The organism is Streptomyces iconiensis (assembly GCF_028657195.3).
GTDB classification, from domain to species: Bacteria; Actinomycetota; Actinomycetes; order Streptomycetales; family Streptomycetaceae; genus Streptomyces; species Streptomyces iconiensis.
Genome location: NZ_JANCPR020000047.1, coordinates 1 through 17,781, shown reverse-complemented (window position 1 = coordinate 17,781; position 17,781 = coordinate 1). Strand labels below are relative to the sequence as shown.

At 68.1% G+C, this 17,781-nt stretch carries 15 protein-coding genes and 5 pseudogenes; 9 read left to right on the top strand and 11 right to left on the bottom strand.

Annotated features, from left to right (window positions below):
- Nucleotides 1-73: 73 nt before the first annotated feature.
- Nucleotides 74-373: pseudogene (locus NMN56_RS33940) on the bottom strand (zinc-binding dehydrogenase); the annotation flags it as partial.
- A gap of 995 nt (nt 374-1,368) precedes the next feature.
- On the opposite strand from NMN56_RS33940, the gene NMN56_RS33935 reads away from it, so the two are divergent.
- Entirely contained in the window at nt 1,369-1,557 is a 189-nt protein-coding gene (locus tag NMN56_RS33935; protein WP_274047104.1) for a hypothetical protein, read from the top strand.
- A 92-nt stretch (nt 1,558-1,649) separates the two neighbouring features.
- Here the strand turns inward: NMN56_RS33935 and NMN56_RS33930 are convergent, their stop codons facing one another.
- Entirely contained in the window at nt 1,650-1,952 is a 303-nt protein-coding gene (locus NMN56_RS33930; protein ID WP_280842933.1) for a hypothetical protein, read from the bottom strand.
- Nucleotides 1,953-2,669: 717 nt separating this feature from the next.
- On the opposite strand from NMN56_RS33930, the pseudogene NMN56_RS43430 reads away from it, so the two are divergent.
- The 3 genes and pseudogenes from NMN56_RS43430 (at nt 2,670) to NMN56_RS33910 (ending at nt 6,039) form a co-directional block, all read left to right on the top strand.
- A pseudogene (locus NMN56_RS43430) lies at nt 2,670-3,756 on the top strand (IS630 family transposase).
- Nucleotides 3,757-4,912: 1,156 nt separating this feature from the next.
- Entirely contained in the window at nt 4,913-5,437 is a 525-nt protein-coding gene (locus NMN56_RS33915) for a hypothetical protein (protein ID WP_274047111.1), read from the top strand.
- Nucleotides 5,434-6,039: a DUF3995 domain-containing protein gene (locus NMN56_RS33910; protein ID WP_274047112.1), complete on the top strand. Its 606-nt coding sequence runs from the start codon at nt 5,434-5,436 to the stop codon at nt 6,037-6,039. Before NMN56_RS33915 ends, NMN56_RS33910 begins: the two co-directional genes overlap by 4 nt.
- A gap of 368 nt (nt 6,040-6,407) precedes the next feature.
- Here the strand turns inward: NMN56_RS33910 and NMN56_RS33905 are convergent, their stop codons facing one another.
- A complete protein-coding gene (locus NMN56_RS33905) occupies nt 6,408-6,755 on the bottom strand; it encodes a winged helix-turn-helix transcriptional regulator (RefSeq protein ID WP_274047115.1) in 348 nt (115 codons plus the stop codon).
- Nucleotides 6,756-6,831: 76 nt separating this feature from the next.
- Between NMN56_RS33905 and NMN56_RS33900 the strand changes: the two genes are divergently transcribed.
- A complete protein-coding gene (locus NMN56_RS33900) occupies nt 6,832-7,722 on the top strand; it encodes an NAD(P)-dependent oxidoreductase (RefSeq protein WP_274047116.1) in 891 nt (296 codons plus the stop codon).
- 52 nt (nt 7,723-7,774) lie between these two features.
- Here the strand turns inward: NMN56_RS33900 and NMN56_RS33895 are convergent, their stop codons facing one another.
- Both NMN56_RS33895 and NMN56_RS33890 read right to left on the bottom strand, forming a co-directional pair.
- Entirely contained in the window at nt 7,775-8,086 is a 312-nt protein-coding gene (locus NMN56_RS33895) for a Tn3 family transposase (RefSeq protein ID WP_274047117.1), read from the bottom strand.
- 96 nt (nt 8,087-8,182) lie between these two features.
- On the bottom strand, nt 8,183-9,163 hold the full coding sequence (locus tag NMN56_RS33890; protein WP_274047119.1) for a tyrosine-type recombinase/integrase: 981 nt from the start codon (nt 9,161-9,163) through the stop codon (nt 8,183-8,185).
- 677 nt (nt 9,164-9,840) lie between these two features.
- Here NMN56_RS33890 and NMN56_RS43135 point away from each other — a divergent pair.
- Complete coding sequence (locus NMN56_RS43135; protein ID WP_347178694.1) at nt 9,841-10,260, top strand: hypothetical protein; 420 nt, start codon at nt 9,841-9,843, stop codon at nt 10,258-10,260.
- Nucleotides 10,261-10,679: 419 nt separating this feature from the next.
- Here the strand turns inward: NMN56_RS43135 and NMN56_RS43425 are convergent, their stop codons facing one another.
- Entirely contained in the window at nt 10,680-10,817 is a 138-nt protein-coding gene (locus NMN56_RS43425; protein WP_430542779.1) for a DUF5926 family protein, read from the bottom strand.
- A gap of 408 nt (nt 10,818-11,225) precedes the next feature.
- Between NMN56_RS43425 and NMN56_RS43420 the strand changes: the two genes are divergently transcribed.
- Nucleotides 11,226-11,345 carry a hypothetical protein gene (locus tag NMN56_RS43420; protein WP_430542784.1) on the top strand — a complete coding sequence of 40 codons (120 nt, stop codon included), beginning with the start codon at nt 11,226-11,228 and terminating at the stop codon, nt 11,343-11,345.
- A gap of 406 nt (nt 11,346-11,751) precedes the next feature.
- Here NMN56_RS43420 and NMN56_RS33875 read toward each other — a convergent pair whose 3' ends face one another.
- The 3 genes and pseudogenes from NMN56_RS33875 to NMN56_RS33865 all read right to left on the bottom strand — a co-directional run.
- Complete coding sequence (locus NMN56_RS33875; RefSeq protein WP_274047125.1) at nt 11,752-11,895, bottom strand: hypothetical protein; 144 nt, start codon at nt 11,893-11,895, stop codon at nt 11,752-11,754.
- Between the two features lie 835 nt (nt 11,896-12,730).
- A complete protein-coding gene (locus NMN56_RS33870) occupies nt 12,731-13,648 on the bottom strand; it encodes an IS982 family transposase (protein WP_274047128.1) in 918 nt (305 codons plus the stop codon).
- Nucleotides 13,649-13,740: 92 nt separating this feature from the next.
- Nucleotides 13,741-13,887, bottom strand: a pseudogene (locus tag NMN56_RS33865) (alpha/beta hydrolase); the annotation flags it as partial.
- Here NMN56_RS33865 and NMN56_RS33860 point away from each other — a divergent pair.
- A complete protein-coding gene (locus tag NMN56_RS33860) occupies nt 13,882-14,151 on the top strand; it encodes a hypothetical protein (protein WP_274047135.1) in 270 nt (89 codons plus the stop codon). The pseudogene NMN56_RS33865 and the gene NMN56_RS33860 overlap by 6 nt on opposite strands.
- 688 nt (nt 14,152-14,839) lie before the next feature.
- Here the strand turns inward: NMN56_RS33860 and NMN56_RS43415 are convergent.
- Nucleotides 14,840-15,145, bottom strand: a pseudogene (locus NMN56_RS43415) (flavoprotein); the annotation flags it as partial.
- 52 nt (nt 15,146-15,197) lie between these two features.
- On the opposite strand from NMN56_RS43415, the pseudogene NMN56_RS33850 reads away from it, so the two are divergent.
- Nucleotides 15,198-16,879: pseudogene (locus tag NMN56_RS33850) on the top strand (ISAzo13 family transposase).
- Nucleotides 16,880-16,905: 26 nt separating this feature from the next.
- On the opposite strand, the gene NMN56_RS33845 reads toward NMN56_RS33850, so the two are convergent.
- Nucleotides 16,906-17,724, bottom strand: coding sequence for an IS5 family transposase (locus tag NMN56_RS33845; protein ID WP_274047130.1), 819 nt, complete (start codon nt 17,722-17,724; stop codon nt 16,906-16,908).
- Nucleotides 17,725-17,781 lie beyond the last annotated feature (57 nt).

Here is a 17,781-nt window from a genome sequence, read left to right as displayed (position 1 = left end):
GCAGGCGGCCTTGGCGGTGCGGGTCGATGAGGGCGGGGACGCCGGTCAGCCGGTCGCCGGCGCCTTCGGTGACGCCGCGGATGGTACGCCCGTCGATGAGGGAGTTGATGATGAGGGAGGTGATGTCGAAGGAGGCCCGGCTTCCGGCGGCCGGTGCGCCGACGACGGCGACGGTTCCGCCGACGCCCAGCTGGGAGACGGCCGGTTCGAGCAGGGCGGGGACGCCGGTCGTCTCGACGATGTGTGCCGCGCCGGCGTGCCGGGTGATGTCCGTGATCCGCTGGGCCAGGCCGTCCTGACGGCTGTTCACGGTGTGGGTGGCGCCCCGGTCTTCGGCGGTGTGCAGCCGTTCGGGCACGATGTCGGCGGCGATGATGGTGGCGCGCCGCTGAGCCGGGCGGCCATGACCGCGGACAGCCCGACCGCGCCGGCGCCGAGGACCACGACGGTGTCACCGGGCTGCGGCTTGAGCACGTTGAGGACGGCCCCGGCTCCCGTCTGCCGCAGCCGATGGGCGCGAGCAGGGCGAGTTCGCCGTCGGCCACCTCGACGCGTACCACGCGGGGAGCGGAGACCACGGCGTGATGCACGAGCGAGGACTGGCCGAAGAAGAGGCCGCCGAAGCGTGCACCGCCCGGGGTACGGATCGGGCTGCTGCCGCCGGGGCGCGCGGCACCGAAGCCGCGGGGGAAGTAGGTGGTGCACCGCCTCGGTGCACCGGTGCGGCACCTCAGGCACCGGCCGCAGCAGTTGAAGGCCAGCAGGACGCGATCGCCCCGGGGCCAGCGCCTGTTCCTAAACCTGTATCGGCAGGTCACAGGCCATCCGCCGGAAGGGGGAGCTTTGCCCAAGCGTTCGGGACCAGTCCGGGCGGATCGTGGGCGCGGGATCGACAGGCATGAACTGTCTCCAGTCGTCGACATGATCACTGTCGTGAAGGGAACGTCGCCGTACTGCTGGGGACGCGCCGAGTACAGCCAGCCGGCCCCATCTCTTCCTCCCGGTCACCACCGGGGGTCCTCAGTTGCGGTGCGGATCTATAAGAAGTCACGCTCATGCGGAGGAACTAACCTGCATCCAGGCGTCGGGCAGGCGGATAGCTGCGGGCGTAGCGGCCGGTCAAACAGGTGGGTATCGCCGTGTTGTGCTGTCTGGTTGGGCCGAAGCAGGGGGCAACGAACCTCTAGGTGGCACTCGGTGCCGTCGACCGCCGCAGCGTATGTCCCCGAGTGCACCGTGCCGCATCGCCATGGGGGATCGTAGAGAGTGCCCGGGCAGTCAACTCAGCACTCTGCCACCCCTGTTCGCCGTAGGAAGCGTTCACAGGGGCGGCGGATCGTCCTCGCCAGCACACACCGGGAGATTCGCATGTCCAGTATTCCGCCCACCGTCGTGACGCAAGCACCTCCGCCCCGCCAGCCGAAGGTCATCGTGACCGCACTCGCCGCCGGATACGTCGCCGGCTACACCGCGGCGTTCGGTGTCGGTGAGCCGCGCACTGCAGTCGCTCAGGGCGTAGTGGGAGCCGTCGCCTGGCTCTTGTGGGCCCGACGCTGACACCTCTGGCCGGCAGCGGCCTCGTGGCCCGTCTGCTGCGGGGCCGCTGTCACATTCAGGCTCAGAACTCCAGTGGGAGGGGGTTCTCTTCCTCATCGCTGTACTCGTAGGTGTTGAAGGTTGCGCTGGTGATGCCGACGCACCTTGATGCCCGAGCCGCTTTCCCGCTCACCCCTGATCAGGATCTTCTCGCGGGCGCTCGTACCGGAAGCGCCTTCGAGCGCGACGGTCTCGTACGCCCAGGACTTCCCGTGCGTCACGTATCCGAACGTCGCGTACTGGGTGAAGGTCGGGATGTTCTTCACCTTGGCGGTCAGCTTTCCCTCGATGACGAAACCGCTCGGCCCGTCCGCGTGGACGGGTCCCCTCGAACCAAACCAAGGGCTTGCCGCCATCGATGTACTCGGGGGTGAGCTCCTGTGGCGGCCCTCCGGGCTTGACGGTCACCTTGTCGCCGTAGCTGTACTGGCCGCTCATGCCGTCGTTGAGGCCGATCCGGTTCGCCTCGTCCGGCGTCCACCGAGACTGCCCCGCAGGCGGGGTGCCGATCGCCTCGACCCGCTGTTCCTCGTCCGGCGATCCCCGCCAGGACCCGGTGGACCGTGTAGGAGACGCCCGCGACCCGGCGTTCCTCGGGCCACCTGGAGGCCGTCCACCTCGCCTGGTTGACCATCGAGTACGACACTCCGATGTCCTCGGCCAGCCGGAACAGCGGCTCCTTCACCGTGAACGGCGTCTCGCTCTTCTCCTGGCCGCCGTACTCACGCATCGGCTCGACTTCCAGCGCGTAGTCACCGATCGCGAACTGGATGCGGCCGGCCGTCTCCACCAGCCTCCGCAGCTCGGCCACGATCTGCGCGTACCGGCTCGCGCTGACACTGCCGACCTTCCCGTCGCCGGCGGTCTCTTCGATTACCTCGGACACGGCTCTCACCCCAACCCGCAGGCCGCGCACGGCCGTTGACCGTGACGAGACACGGCCCGCCTCTCGGAACCGAAAGTCAGACCGAAAATCCCGTGATCACAACGACCGACCGGAAATGACCTACTGAGTTTGGACTCGTGGAGTCGTAGCGGCTGACAGACTTTGATCCTCGCGGTATGTCGTTGTCATGAGGTACGCGCAGGGCGGCGGGCTGACGGAGGAGCGGCGGGAGTTCCGAGAGGGCCTTCGGCTGACGGCGGCCGGGCGGTTCGCCCGGGGCGATACGAGTCCGGTGATCGCGAAGGATCTGCGGGTCAGCGTCCGTTCGGTACAGCGGTGGCGACACGCCTGGGCCAGTGGCGGTCCGTTGGCCTTGCGCTCGGTCGGTTCTGCCTCGTCGCCACGCCTGAGCGGGGCCCGGTTCGCCCAGTTGGAGGGCGAGTTGGCCAAAGGACCCCCCGCGCACGGCCGGCCGGACCAGCGGTGGACTCCGGCCAGGGTCAAGACCTTGACAGGCCGTCGGTTCCACAAGAGCTGCACCGTCCAGGGTGTACGCAAGTTGCTGGTCCGGCACGGCTATTCCTGCCAGGTTCCGGCCAGACGTGCCGTCGGGCGCGACGATCCGGCGATCTATGGCTGGGTGAAAGAGACCTGGCCACACGTGGAAGCATCGCGGCGGCGCCCGGGGCCCGGATCGTCTTCGAAGACGAGTCAGGCTTCCCGATGACGCCGCCCATCGCCCGCACCTGGGCCCGGCGCGGGCACACCCCCGTCATCCGGGTCCGTGGCCGCTCCAGGCGCCGCGTCCCGATCGCTGCCCTGACCTGCTAAAAGCCCGGCGAACGCTCCCGGCTGATCTACCGCCCCGCCGCGACGACGGCCAGCGTGACGGCCGCAAGAGCTTCGCCTGGACCGACTACCGCGACGTGCTCCAGGTCGCCCACCACCAGCTCGGCGGCCCGATCGTGCTCATCCGGGACAATCTGAACGTCCACCTGGACACCGGACTCCGCACCTGGACCGCGGACCGGGACTGGCTGACCGCCCACCAACTGCCCACCTACGCACCGGATCTCAACCCGGTCGAGGGCATCTGATCCCTGCTGCGACGCGGCTGGCTCAGCAACGTCGCCTTCACCACCCCCGAGCACCTCATCCAGACAGTCCGTCGCGGCCTGCGCACGATTCAATACCGCAGCGACCTCAACGACGGATGCCTCGCCGGAACCGGCCTACCCCTCACCCCGACGACCCCACGAGTTCAAACTCAGTGACACGGAGCGCAGTGGATCGTGGAGTGTGCCGGGGTTACAGGAGACCGGCCAGGGCCGGGATGAAGCCCAGAGCGAAGGGGAGGAGACTGATGTCCGCCCAGCGCCAGTCGGGTCGGCGTATCGCTGGAGGGGCTGTCTCACGTGGGGTCGGCTGCCTGGGCAGGACGCGGCGAATGTGGTTGGCGGCAGCTCGTACTGTGCGGTCCTTGTCGATGAGGGAGGGGGGAGAAGGCGAATACGGAGATCTCGTCCCCGTGCACGGTGACCAGGCGCAGGCCGCCTTCTGTTTCCACCGTCCGTACTGTGGCCGTGGGAATTCGCCATCGCGTGCACAGACCGATCACCCGCACTTCTCCGGCACGCAGTTCCACCCGTGCGCGCCCCAGACCGCGCCATGACATACGTGCCATCGCCAGGATCGCCGCTGCGAGAAACACCATGCCGGGTTTGGGGTTCCGGTCCCAGCCGAGGCTCATCCCAACCGTTCCCATGGATGCCAAGACGACGAGGGAGCCCCATCCGCCGATGGGGGCGCTGCGGCGCTGCAGAATGGTCACCTCGCCCCGCTTGCGGGCCACTTGTATCTTCCGTTCCAGCATCAAGCCCTCAGCAGACCGGCGCGCTCATCGAGCCCGCGCCGCAAGTCGAATAGGTGAGTCCGGCGTTCACCGACATGTCCCGGGCGGTCACGCCGGGATTGACCACACCCGGTGACGCCTGGGGTCGGACATTTCCCCGCCACAGCGGGGGGCGGGAGCCGGAGGGGCCCCGCGCGATGGCGCTACCACGCCAACTGCCAGCCAGGCCTCTGCCCAGTAGGCCTCCGCCTGCGGTCCATGCCACATCCCACGCAAGGGCCTTGCCGGAGAAGTTTCCGTTCGCGGCATTCGCCGTGTGTTTGGCTACCACATACACCCCACCTGCCACGAGGCACCAGCCTGCTGAAGCCGCCACGCACGTGGCGAAGACTCCCGCTTCGGCGAGGGCGCCGCCGGGGCCGCGGATCTGACCGGGAAGACGCTGGCCGAGGGCGCACACCCGGCCTGAGCCGGGGGCCGGGTCAGCCCAGGGACGCACCGCCCTAACCCGCCGGGAGGAGGCGGGTCGTCCTGGGGATCGATGCCCGCCTTTCCGGCCCGCGGAAAGGATGTGTGTCATGAGTGACGCCAACGGCCACACCTGGGCCCGCCACGCCCCGTACGCCTCATTCGTCTGGATGTCGGCCTCGGCCGTCTGGCACATCTGGATGGCAATCTTCCCCGGCTCGGACGTGGAGACCGCCGGCCCCTGGGGCTACACCGCGTTCATCATCTACGACTCGTTGATCATCTTGATGTCAGTGGCCGGCGCGGTACTCGCCCTGGCCACGGTCAGCTCCTGGGGACAGGGCCTGCCCCGCCGCCTGATTCTCTTCCCGCTCACCGTCGGTTGTGTGCTCCTGATCGTCCGCGGGGGCCCGGGGATGATCGAGAACTTCCTGGTCGCCACCCAGATCACTCCACGGGGCGTGGTCGGCGTCTTCGACCCGTCGGTTCCCGAGATGCCGGCGGGCGAGTTCTGGAGCACGTTGGCGGTCAACTCGTTCTTCTTCGCCGGCGCGCTGTTCCTGGCCCCCACGACCCGCTCCTACGCCCGCCGGACACGGACGGCTCCGGCAATCCACAAGGGCGCTCACCGATGACCGCGGCACACAAGACCCGGACGGCCGGGACCGGCCCGGCGGCCCCGCCGGACACACTGCGCACGGTCTGCCACACGACGTTCGCCTGGGTGATCGTCTTCACCGCCTTCCACCTCTACTGGTACCTCGGCGGCACGTTCGGCTTCGGTGACGCGAGCGCCACCGTGCCGCAGACCAAGACCGTCGGCGACTGGGTTTCCGCCGCGGTGATCAGCGTCATGTTCCTGGCCGGCGCGTTCGTCCCGTTCGCGCTCCACCGGTCCTGGGGCCGCACCCTGCCCCGCTGGGTCCTGCACTGCTGCACCTGGACGGGGGCCATCCTGCTCATCATGCGCGGCACGGCGGGAGTCCTCGACAGCGTCGTCCGCCACACCGGCCTGCTGGAGAACGGCCTCACCGGCCTCTCCGAGGAGCAGATCTCCGGCGACACCGACCCGACCGGGTACACGGAATGGTCGACCACCGCCACCGACCTCTACTTCGTCACCGGCGGTCTCCTCTTCACCATCGCCGCGCTCCGCCACCGCCGCTCCCCCACAACGACGACCACACGGCACCGACCTCCACACCGAGGACCTGTCCGGCGGCTGCGCCGAGCCTGACGACGTCAAAACGGGAGAACACGCCCGCCCGAGCCGCCTCCAGTGCCCGTCATGCCCCCCGATGCCGTCACAAACGATTCTCAGAAGTATCCCGAAACCACCTTGAGTGAGAACGGGTTCTGCGAACCGAACCGGCGCTTCGTGAGCTCCGTGCGGTTCTCTTTGATCTTGCTCAGACAAAGGACCGTTTCTGGGAATCAGGCAATGCTGAGTGGTCGACAAGAGCCGTGGGACCAAGCGTAAACGAGTACCCCACTCGCACAGATCCCCTATCCGGCGGTCTGTGCGGATTACGCCGTCGCGCGACGCCATCTCACTGCTCCGGGTCATGTACGGGGGCGTCCCTCTCGGCCACTCAACGCGAGCGGTCAAAGCGCTTCGTGGTGCGCGCTCCGCTCACCGAGGAGGTGCTCCCTGCCCCAGGCACCCAGGGGGCCCAATGCCTCATTCAGGGAGACACCGAGCGGGGTCAGGGCGTAAGTGACGCGGCGTACCGCCCCCTCGAACGCCTCCTCCCGGAAGATGATGCTATCGCCCTCCAACTCCCGCAGATGCGAGGCGAGAACCTTCTCGGTAACGCCGGGGATGCCACGCCTCAGCTCACCGAACCGGCAGGGCCCTCCCTCTAGCGCCCACAGGATGAGCACCTTCCACTTGCCACCGACCACGTCGATCGCTGCGTCGATGCCGCACACGTAAGCGTCCCGCCTGGTCATCCACTCACCTTAAGGTAACCACCCACAAAAGAGTGCGTACTTGATCATGGTCTGGGCGTAAACGAGCCTGATCGGCATGGACACCCACAGCACTTCCAAGACTCCCATCACGCTCCTTGGCCTCGGCGACATGGGCACCGCGCTCGCCCGCGCCTGGCTGACCGCGGGACACCCGCTCACCGTCTGGAACCGCACCCCGGAAAGGGCCGAACCACTGGCAGGAGAGGGTGCCCGGGCGGTGGCCACCCCGGCCGAGGCGGTAGCTTCGGCAACCGGTCCCGTCGTCCTTTGCCTGCTGGACGACGCCTCCGTAGGCGAGGTTATGGACGGCACCGACCTGAACGGCAGGGACGTGGTCAACTTGACCACAAACACCCCCGCCCAGGCCCAGCAGCGCGCCCGCTGGGCCGAGGAGCGCGGGGCTCGTTTCCTGGACGGCGGGATCATGGCCGTCCCTTCGATGATCGGCCGACCGGAGACCGGCGGCTACATCTTCTACAGCGGCGACCACGCGCTGTTCGAACGCCACCGCGAGGCACTGGCAGCTCCCGCCGGCGTGAAGTTCGTCGGCAAGGACCCCGGCCACGCGGCGCTGCACGACATCGCCTTGCTCAGCGCGATGACCGGCATGTTCGCGGGTATCACCCACGCCTTTGCCTTGGTGGGCCCCGAGAAGGACCTCGACCAGACCCGGTTCGCCACGCTGCTCGCAGAATGGATCGGCGCCATGTCCGGAGCCGCCCACGGCATTGCCGCCCAACTGGAAAGCGGCAACTACACCGAGGGTGTCACTTCCAACCTCGCCATGATGACGGCGGCCAACGACACACTCCTGGCCACGGCGCAGGACCAGTCCGTCGATCCTCGGCTTCTCACCCCCTATATGGAACTGATGCGCCACAGGGTCGCCCAGGGCCACGGCGACGAGGGCCTGGCAGGCACCGTCGGCCTGCTCAGCAGCGAGTGACGGTTCACGCGTTCGCAGCGTTGCGGGACGGCTCCCGCCCGGGACCCTTACGTCATGCCGAGGCGGAGGACGGCTCGCCCCGCGGGCTGCGAGCGCGTGGGCCGGGCACCATCGCCCGGATGGACAGGTCCAGATCGAGGCGGCTGTTCATGTCCAGCTCGAACCAGCCGTACGGATTCACATGGGTCCAGAACAGTGGCGACAGCGCCCTGCAGTCCGCGTCGGTGAGCTTGTCCGCCCACTTCGGATCGGCCAGGACCTCCTGCACCAGCAGCGTGTTGACGTGTTCTCTGAACTGGCAAAGCCCTTGCCTCAGCGATGCCAGGCGAAGCCCAAAAGCGCAATGATCAGCAGCAGCACGCACAAGCGGGCAGTCATGCTGTTGCTGTTGATCGCCTCACGCACGACACGCCAGAACTCGGCCACGGTGTCCACCTCCCTTGATCGCTTGGCTTCCCTCTCAAACGTGGTCGCGAACGATCCGTGACTTCCATGCCGTACCCGAGAGCCCTCTCGGGCAACCCGCGCGCCTCATGCCGCCCCATCTCCTGGTCTCCTGTGACCAGCACAAACGGCACTCCGAGATGGCCTCGGCAAGGAAGAGTTTCTGACCCCTGTCACGCCTCGTCGACATGGGGCTGACGACAACTGAGCAGCCCATCGTCACGGAGAGTACAGGTAGCGGATTCCCTCGCCCCCAGGCGCTGGTGCAGCTGTTTCTCGGTGAACGCCATGAGGGGTTCTTGGGTGCGGTGACGGTCTGGCCAGCAATCTCGCGGAAGGCGGGCATCCCGAGGTTGACGGTGGTGCCCCGGTGGGACCGCTCGTCGAGCTGGGCGAGTTTCTGCACGGCTCCGGCGAGGCTGACCTTGAGTCCTTCGACCGCGCCGAGCCAGCCTTCCTTCTCGGCTTCGGCGATGCGGTTGAGCAGGTTGTCGCGGATGGTCACGATGCGTTGGCGCTTGTCGGGGTCGGGCCGCAGGAGGCTGCATCGCAGGCAGCTGTGCTCATGGACGCAGCTGGTTCCGTGAGCGCAGCCGCAGTCGCCCAGGGCGACGCGGCGGCGTTCGAAGTGGCCGAACTCCTTCCATTCCTCGTCGGTCGGGGTCCGGTATTCCTCGCTGGGGCGGGTGGCCCGGCGGCGGGCGATGAACGCCCGGTGGCCGTTGATGACCTCCCCGGGATAGACCGCCTTGTAGCCCATGGTGGTGTTGATGTCGCGGTGGCCGACAACGAGTTGGGCGATGTGGGGCCGCATGCCGTTCATGATCGCGTCCGTGATGAACAGCCTGCGGAAGTCGTGAAGGCTGAACGTTAGCGGCTGGCCGACGGCGTCGGTGAGACCGGTGCGAGAGAGCACTTCGTTGAGCAACTGCCGTATCCCGGAAGGCGGGATGGGCCGGTTCTCCACTCCGACGTGGCGTTGGAACAGCAGCGGCATCGGCGGGTTCCACACGCGCTCGTGACGGTCGTAGGAGACGACGAGCGGGACAGCACCGTTCTCGGTCGCGGGTGCGGCTGATGATCGTGCCGAGCACGTCGGCGAGCTCGGGGCTGATGACGAGCAGACGCTCGTCATCGGTCTTAGAGGGGGCGATGTGCAGCAGCGGGATGAGCTCTCCGGTACCAGGCAACCGGTATTGGACCAGGCTGTGATGCGAGAGTTCGGTCAGCTCCTCGATGCGGATCCCGGTGTGCCGCAGGACTTCCACGATCGCCCAGGACCAGAACGCGCGATGCTCCTCCAGCGTGAGGTCGAGGCGCTGCCCAGTGTCGGGGTCAACCGCCCAGATCCTGGCGGCGGGGTTCTTGATGGCCGGCCGGTGCCAGCATTTGCCGGCTGCGACGAAGTCGGTCCCCGGGACGGTGGCCTGGGCGCTTGCCAGTCGCTCGGCTGCCAGGCGGCGCTGTGCGTCGACGGTCTCGGCCAGGACAGGCAGGACGGGCAGCCGTTCACGGGTCCGCTGGTCCATGCGCGACTTGCGGCTGGCCTTTTCCCTTCCGGTGCGACATCTCCTCTTCCCGGATCGGGCAGGGTGCCGCCCAGACGCCCCAGCGCGCGGGTTCGTCCATGGCCCACTGGGCGAGGTCGAGGTAGAAGGCCCGCACTGCGGCCAAGTGGTTGAGGTCGCGATCGGCGCGCGGGGTCTACGCGAGCACTACGCCAACGACCTCGGCGCGAAGCAGTCCCTCGTCGCGGTCTCCCCCGGCCCCAACAGGTCCAAGGGCGACAAGGACGTCGCCGAATGGATGCCCCCGGACAACAGCGCGGTGTGCCGGTACGCCAGCGAGTGGGTCGCGACCAAACTGCGCTGGAAACTCACCGCCGACACGGCCGAACGCGACGCGCTGCGCAAACACGCGAAACCGTGCAAGGAGACCGTCCGGTACCGCACGGCCGAGCAACGAGGCGGAGGGGGCACCGTGACCGGCCTCGCACGGCGGAACCCGAAGCGAGTGCCCGCCGGGACTGCTGCCCCTCCCCGGCCAGGACAGCCGGCAGGGCGACAAGAGGAACGACAGCGGAACGGAGGCTGATCACGCAGTGGCTGAGCGGCTCAGTTGGCCACTTTTGCCTTGCAACTGGCCACCACTCCCTCCTCCACCTCAAAGCGAAGGAGGGAGCTGCGGCCATGCCTTGGAAAGAGCGCTCAGCGCAGCTCAGTGGTGGAACAGAACTTCGCGCAGCAGCCGGAGGACGTTCGCAAAGGCTGAGGCTGCTGTCAAACCCATGCCCCACCGGTATTTCGGGTTGCGCCGCTCCTTCTGCTGCGAGGTACCGTCAGGGAACACGATGCATCACCTCTCTTGTGGTGATCTCGGTGCCCGTCGGAGCGAGTCGAAGCTGTCCAGGCCACTCGCGCCGACGGGCTTCTTGCCGTTCAGAGAAGCACGGGATCGGCGAATGGCGAATTCGATCGGGGATTTCTGCCACAAGGACCCCTCCGACGGTGTCGTCATCGACGCTGGACCGGGCCAGACGACCCGCATGGTGTGGCTCGAAGAAGCTGCTCCTCGGGGTGCGGCGCGACCCTGCGCAGGTGGTTCTTCTCCAGCGCCTCGCACCAGCAGGCGCCATCGACGTGGCCAGCCACATGGTCCTTCCCACAGGGTGGCTGCGACGTCACCTTTCGAGACCGCCGTGCTGGCCAGGAGCAGATCCGCCCTGCGCCCCGGATGTTTCCTGACGCGGCCCCGCAGCACACTCGTTATTGCAGGTGGTGAAGAGGGCCAGTTCAGAACGCCGTTCAGCCGAGGAATCGATTCCAGCCGACATCGTGGTCCCGGATGAAGGCGTCCCAGCCACACCGAGGCGCTTCTTGGCCACCATGGGCGTCTTCCTGCCGCGGCTCGTCTCGGAGAACGGGCCGCCGGGCCGATGGCAGTGCCATGGCGCGCGCGTCCGACTGACATCTTCCGGAAGGAGCAACGCGGAGCACAAAGTCGCCAACTGAAGCACACAATAGCCAACGGGGCCGCTCAGCCACACCTTCCTCCGTGAGATCGCTGAGGCCGCGGGCCTGTCCAACCGCTCCAGCGCCCACTATCACCTGCAGCTCCTGGAGCAGCGCGGCCTGGTCCTGCGGACCGAAACCCGGCGCCGCGGCTACCGCCCCGCATGACGGGAACCGCGCCCTTCCGATCCGACCTGTCCGGCATCGACGCGCCAGAGGGCTCCGACTTCCCGTTCCTCGTCGTGAGCGCGATCGGGCAGACCTTCCCATCCCCCGCTCCTTCGAGGCCCGGACCGTCGAGGTCAACCGCGCTCAAGCCAGCGTTCGGCCCAGGCGGGTACGGAGAGCGCGAACCGCTGCTGGGCCGCGCAGATCGCCGGGCGCTCCTCCTGGAGCACGTGAGGCGGTCGCCGCGACGCTGGATGGCGCGGACCTCCAGCACTCCGGGGCCGCCCGGCACGGCCGGCGGTGAGGGTGGTGCACTGGCCGTTTTGGCCGGGTGGCAAGTGGCAGTTGCAGTACTCGTCGAAGGGCGTGATGGGCAGGCCCCAGCCGGGTGCCGCCAGCAGTGCCATCAACCGCCGGTGCCCGGTGGCGGCTGCGGGATCAGCACGGAGCCGGGCGCCGCAGTCTCGACCCGGCGCCGGGCGGATTGCCAGGGCAGCCCGGTGTACAGACGCAGCAGCTCGGCACGACGCTCGATGCCGGTGTTCTTCATCTCGAAAGCCTCCTCAGCACCGCGGGGCCGTCCCGGCACAGCACGCGCGACAGAGAGCCACGAGGAGCATACGGACCATGCGCGGTGCCGGCCGAGTTGGCTTCTCCACGGCGTGCTCGATGCCTGGTCGAGCACGGGGCAGGGACCCCGCCGGGCCCACCCCGGACCCGACCACATCACTGCGGGGAAAGGGGACCTGGATTCGCAGCGACGCGCCGCCATGTCTCCTGGATGCCGCATCCGTCGTTCTGGTGTCAGCCTTGTGCGTCTTCGGCTTCCGCGGTCGTCTGCTGGCTCAGCAGGGGGTAGTCCGGCCAACGGACTGTCAGTCTGCGGAAACGGGTCTGGGCCTGGCGCCGGTCGGGCATACCGAGGGCGACAGCGATCTGGTCCCAGCGGCGGCCCTGGGCCCGCGCGTGGTCGATGAGCTTGAGTCCGTCCCGCTCCAGCCCGGCTCCTGATCAGCCGGGCGGAACCGGCTTCCTGACAAACTCTCCGACCCCTGCGTTGAGTTCGCCGGCAGGCTGGTGCTGGAACCCGTGGTGGCCACGGCCGGCCAGGACCGTGACGGCGGCATGGGGCAGAAGCGCCGCCGCTGTGGCCGCCACCTGTGCCGCGCCGTGCGGCCGGCCGGCGCCCGCGAGCAGGAGCGAGACCGGTAGGTCGAGTGCGCGCAGCGCCCGTGCGCCGGGGCGGGGCCGGAGGACAGGACGCGCCGTCCTGAAGTCGGCTGCCGCTTCCTGCAACCGCAGCCACTCGGGATCGAACCGCGCACCGCCGCTCTCCCAGCGCAGGAACGAGGCGACGCGTGCGGACCTAGATGATTGATGTGCTTTTACGTGCTGGTCAGTGGGGTCGGGTGGTCGTAGTGGATCAGCGATCGTTTCCTCTCGGCCCCGCAGGCCCAGTTGTGCCAGATCGCCGCGTTGAGGGCCAGGAGTCGCTGGAGGACCCTGGCCCACAGCCCGGACAGAACCCGGCCGCCGTGGGCTTCCAGGCCGAGTTGGCTCTTGAGGGTCCAGTTCACCGACTCGATGCGCTGGCGGAGCCACTGCGGGAAGATCCCCGGGTCGGTCTCGTCCTTGCGGGCCGGGCGGATCACGGTGATCCCGAGCGTGGACATGTCGGCCCCGAAGCCGGCTCCGGCGAAGCCCTTGTCGCACACTCCGGTGGTGCCCGGCTCGGGCCGGTTCTTCTCCAGCGCGAACATCGTCCGTATCGCATCGCGTTCCTTGACGAGTTTCGGGTTGACCAGGATGAAGCCGGTGACCAGGCCGTCCGGGGCGCAGCAGAGCATCAGCTCGGCGCCCCAGTAGAAGCGGTGGTGGGACTTGTCCATGCCATAGCCCGCCCATCCAGCCAGGTCGGAGCGTTTCGCGGTCTCGCGGGACGCTCCGCACGGCACCGGGGTGCCGTCCCACAGCCGCACCGCATCCGCGCTGGACGGCGTCCGGGCCGCCAGCCGGCGCAGGGCCTCCTCCAGCAGGCCGCCGACCGCACGCAGCCTCCGGTTGTACTCGCTTTGCGAGAGCAGGCGCGGGAAGAGGTGGCCGACCAGCGCGGGAGCGGAGCGGAGCCAGTGCCGCTCGTCGTCGTAGCGCAGCAGGACCTGGGCGACGGCCAGGCAGACCAGCTCGGCGTCGGTGACCTCCAGCGGATGACCGGGCCCGGTACGAGGTCCCCGCGAGGGGATGATGCCGTCGTCCAGCTCGACGTACAGTGCGATAAGAAGGGTGTCCAGATCGGTGTTCACAGCGCGTCCCTCGGGTCGAGCCAGTGTTCAACACCACCGATTCTGGGCACCTTTCGCCATTTCCGGCAGCCCGTGAAGCGCATCAATCATCTAGGCGCCAGCAGCATCGGCAGTGCGCGTAGCAGGTAGGCGGGCCTGTAACCGGCGAAACAGCCGGTGGGGTCGAGGAGTACGAGACGATCGACCCGGGCCGAGGCGAGGGCGTAATGCAGCGCGATCCAGGCGCCGTACGAGTGGCCGAATCGACCGGCTTGAGCGTGCCGGACACGTCGAGCCGCCTGCGCGACGCGCGCGACCGCCGCCGGGTACACCTGAAGGTCGGCGAACAAGCCGTCGCCCTGGGCCAACGGCACTTCGGCCCACTGATCAACAGGACCCTGGACCTGCTGGACACCTTCACCGAGAACGAAGTCGCCACCGTGCACCGTTTCCTGACAGGCACACGCGACGCGGTGAAGGACCGGACCCGGGACAAAGACGGCGAAGCGAAGCACCCGGACTGAGGCTCCGAAACGGACCCCTCCGTGCCGACCGTCCGGAACATGTTCGTGCAGGCGGGGCATCGGGCGCGGTCGGCACGGAAGAGAGGGTGACCAGGCTCTGTCCGCGAGCCGTCAGCGGGAGCGCACGGACAACCAGACCGGCCCCTTATCGAAGGCTGAGCAGCGACGACCGTTCCAGGTCAGTGGTCCCTCATCAGGAGGTGCACCAGCGTCACCGCGCCAATGCCAACCAAGAGGGCGGCGCCGAACGATGGGTGCTCGAAGGCGGCGTACACCGCGCTGCAACCGACGAGCCCGAGCAGTACCGTCCGCTGATCTGTCCGACCGTTCACCGGTGAGGCCCTTCCATAGGACTGCGCCGCCCTTGGCTTCGGCGGCCTTCATGTACCCCTAGTGACCTGGTGAGAAGGGAACAACGACTGGAATCCAGACAGGATCCTCACCCCAGGCCGGCCTCGGTTGCTCAGCCTTCGCGATGGAAGACGGCCAAACCTCACGGTCACCGGACTCGGAGCGCCGGGCCGCGCTGCTGGACGTACTTGCGGGCATGGGCCCGCCCATCGGGCCCATGCCCGCCACGGTCGACCCCGAGACTGCGCTCGGCTGGTGGGAGGCGGCCACGGTGGAGGGTTTGATGCTGAAGCCGCCCGGAGCGGCTACGTCGGGGGCAAGAGGTACAGACTGAAGATCAAAAACTGAGCGCTTCGAGCGCTGCCTCCCACCGGAAGCTCGCACCATCTCCCTGCTTCGGCGGGTGAGGCTCGCCGGGCATGAACACCACCCGCACCCCCTGCTTCCGCAGCGTGTCGACCGCGCGGCCCACTGCGGGCTGCGCGTCCAGCGCCGTCGACCGGAAGGGAGCCGCGGCGACGGGCACGCCCAGGTGTACGGCCTCCGCCGAGATCCCCAGCGCGACGGTGTCGGTGATCCCGGCGGCCCGCTTGCAGGCGCTCGTCGTGGTGAGCGGCGCGACGAGTACCGCGTCCGCCTTAGGGCTTGCCGGGAAACAAGTCGTGGCTTCCTGCTGGGGAGCTCGTTGTGCTGGTATGGGGAGACCGGAGGGGATCGAGGCCGTTCTGGCTGCGAAGTTCCAGGTGTTGCTGCCGCATCTGGATGAGCGTCAGCGTCGGCTGGCAATAGGGGCGGAAGCACTGTCGCTGGGGCATGGGGGGATCCGGCTCGTCGCTGCCGCAGCCGGGGTTCGGGAAGGCACGGTCTCTCGCGGTGCGGCTGAACTGGACTCTGGTCAGGCTCCGTTGGGGCGGGTCCGTCGGCCGGGCGGGGGCCGGAAGAAGGCCGTGGACCTTTATCCAGGGCTGCGACCCGCTCTGCTTGCGCTGGTCGAGCCCGACGAACGCGGTGACCCGATGTCGCCGCTGCGCTGGACGACGAAATCGACGCGGAAACTGGCAGCGGAGCTGACCCGGCAGGGCCACCGGGTCTCTGCCGACACGGTCGCCGGCCTGCTCCGGGAGGAAGGATTCAGTCTGCTGGCCAACGCCAAGACCATCGAGGGTACTCAGCACCCCGACAGGGATGCCCAGTTCTGTTACCTCAACGAGCAAGCACGAGCGCACCGGGACGCCGGAGACCCGGTGATCAGCGTGGACAGCAAGAAGAAGGAACTGATCGGCGACTACAAGAACGCCGGGCACGAATGGCGTCCCGCAGCACAGCCCGTGAAGGTCAAGACACACGACTTCCCCGGCCAGGCCGAGAAGGCAATCCCGTACGGAATCTACGACATGGCCGCGAACGCCGGCTGGGTCAGCATCGGAAACGATCACGACACCGCGGCGTTCGCCGTCGCCTCGATCCGGAGCTGGTGGCAAGCTCGCGGTCGGCACGACTATCCTCGCGCCCGCCGACTGCTGATCACTGCCGATGGCGGAGGCTCCAACGGCTACCGCACGCGCGGCTGGAAGACCCAGCTCGCCGGCCTCGCTGCCGAGACCGGCCTTGAGATCACGGTATGTCACCTGCCGCCCGGCACCTCGAAGTGGAACAAGATCGAGCACCGGCTGTTCTCCCACATCACCATGAACTGGCGCGGTAGACCCCTGACCAGCCACGAAGTCATGCTCCAGACGATCGCCGCAACCACCAGCCGCACCGGCCTCACCGTTCATGCCGAACTCGACCACGGTGAGTACCCCACCGGCATCCGCATCAGCAACGACGAGATCGCTGCCCTGCCATCACTCGCCATCGCTTCCACGGCGACTGGAACTACACCCTCCACCCCCAGCGTCCGATGGACGCCGCGACCACCGGCAGCACACCAGACAATGCCCTGCCAGACAGGCCGACGTACCTCTCCCGGCGTTCGCTCCAGGATCCGGAACTGACGGGGATGACCCGTCGGCACCTCAGCAAACTCATCGATGCGTTGACCCCAGCGATGGAGGTTCAACGCGAGCGAGTGCTCCGCACACGTCGAGGCCACGAGCGCCTGGTGGCCCCCGGCACGGGCGCCAAAGCCAAGCTCACCCCAGCCGACAAGGTCCTGGTCACCGTGCTTCACCTGCGAAAGATCGCGACCATGGACCTCCTGGGCCAGCTCTTCAGCACCACCGCCATGACCGTCAGCCGCGCAGCGAAAGACGTCCGACCGCTCCTGGAAGCCCACGGCGTTCGAGTCTCCGCCTCAACAGCCCGTTTCCGCACACCAGATGACATCGCCCGGTTCCTTGATCCCGGCAGCATCAAGATCGAATCGACGTGTTGATTCCCGGCAAGCCCTAAGGAGTCCTTTCAGAATGCGGGGATCTTGCGGGCCAGGGTCATGGCGTGGGCGAGTTGGAGGAAGCCGTTGTGGATGTCGTCGCGGGTCTCCCAGCGGATGCGCAGGCGGCGGGGTCCGTGGAGCCAGGAGATGGCGGCTTCGGCGACCCAGCGGGTGCGGCCCAGGCCGGAGCCGTGCTCTGTTCCGCGGCGGGCGATGACGGGGGTGATGCCGCGCTCACGGAGCCGGTCGCGGTAGATGTCGTGGTCGTAGGCACGATCGGCATACAACCGGCGGGGCTTGCGCCGTGGGCGGCCCCGTTTTCCGCGTACCGCCGGGGCCGCGTCGAGCAGGGGCAGCAGTTGGGTGACGTCGTTGCGGTTCCCGCCCGTCAGTGACACCCGCAGCGGGGTGCCGTTCGCGTCGGTGAGGACATGGTGTTCCGAGCCCGGCCGTCCCCGGTCAACCGGACTCGGTCCGACTTTTGGGCGGCTTCGCCCCCGCTTGGCCTGCACGTGCGAGGCATCGATGGTGGCGCGGGAGAAGTCCAGCCGGTCCGCCGCCCGCAACCGGGCCAGCAGCACCCGCTGAAGGTTGTCCCAGACGCCGGCCGCCTGCCACTCGGCCAGGCGCCGCCAACAGGTCGGGCCCGACCCGAAACCCAGTTCCCGCGGAAGGAACTCCCACTGGATCCCCGTATAGAGGACGAACAAGATCCCCTGAAGTGTCCTGCGGTCGTCGATGCGCTTGCGCCCCGGATACCGGGAACGACGCGGATGCTCCGGCAACAGCGGCTCGATCACCGCCCACAGCTCATCGCTGACCTCCCACGGCTTCGCGCGAGCCATCCTCACCCCCAACGAGCGCGATCACCTACCCCTCCACCGTGCCACACAAGATCACTC

Coding starts and splice junctions, on each gene's coding strand:
- NMN56_RS33875 (WP_274047125.1), bottom strand. CDS start 11,895: ATGAAGAACACCGGCATCGAGCGTCGTGCCGAGCTGCTGCGTCTGTAC.
- NMN56_RS33935 (WP_274047104.1), top strand. CDS start 1,369: ATGTCCAGTATTCCGCCCACCGTCGTGACGCAAGCACCTCCGCCCCGC.
- NMN56_RS33905 (WP_274047115.1), bottom strand. CDS start 6,755: ATGACCAGGCGGGACGCTTACGTGTGCGGCATCGACGCAGCGATCGAC.
- NMN56_RS33930 (WP_280842933.1), bottom strand. CDS start 1,952: ATGGCGGCAAGCCCTTGGTTTGGTTCGAGGGGACCCGTCCACGCGGAC.
- NMN56_RS33915 (WP_274047111.1), top strand. CDS start 4,913: ATGAGTGACGCCAACGGCCACACCTGGGCCCGCCACGCCCCGTACGCC.
- NMN56_RS33890 (WP_274047119.1), bottom strand. CDS start 9,163: ATGCCGCTGCTGTTCCAACGCCACGTCGGAGTGGAGAACCGGCCCATC.
- NMN56_RS33845 (WP_274047130.1), bottom strand. CDS start 17,724: ATGGCTCGCGCGAAGCCGTGGGAGGTCAGCGATGAGCTGTGGGCGGTG.
- NMN56_RS33900 (WP_274047116.1), top strand. CDS start 6,832: ATGGACACCCACAGCACTTCCAAGACTCCCATCACGCTCCTTGGCCTC.
- NMN56_RS33910 (WP_274047112.1), top strand. CDS start 5,434: ATGACCGCGGCACACAAGACCCGGACGGCCGGGACCGGCCCGGCGGCC.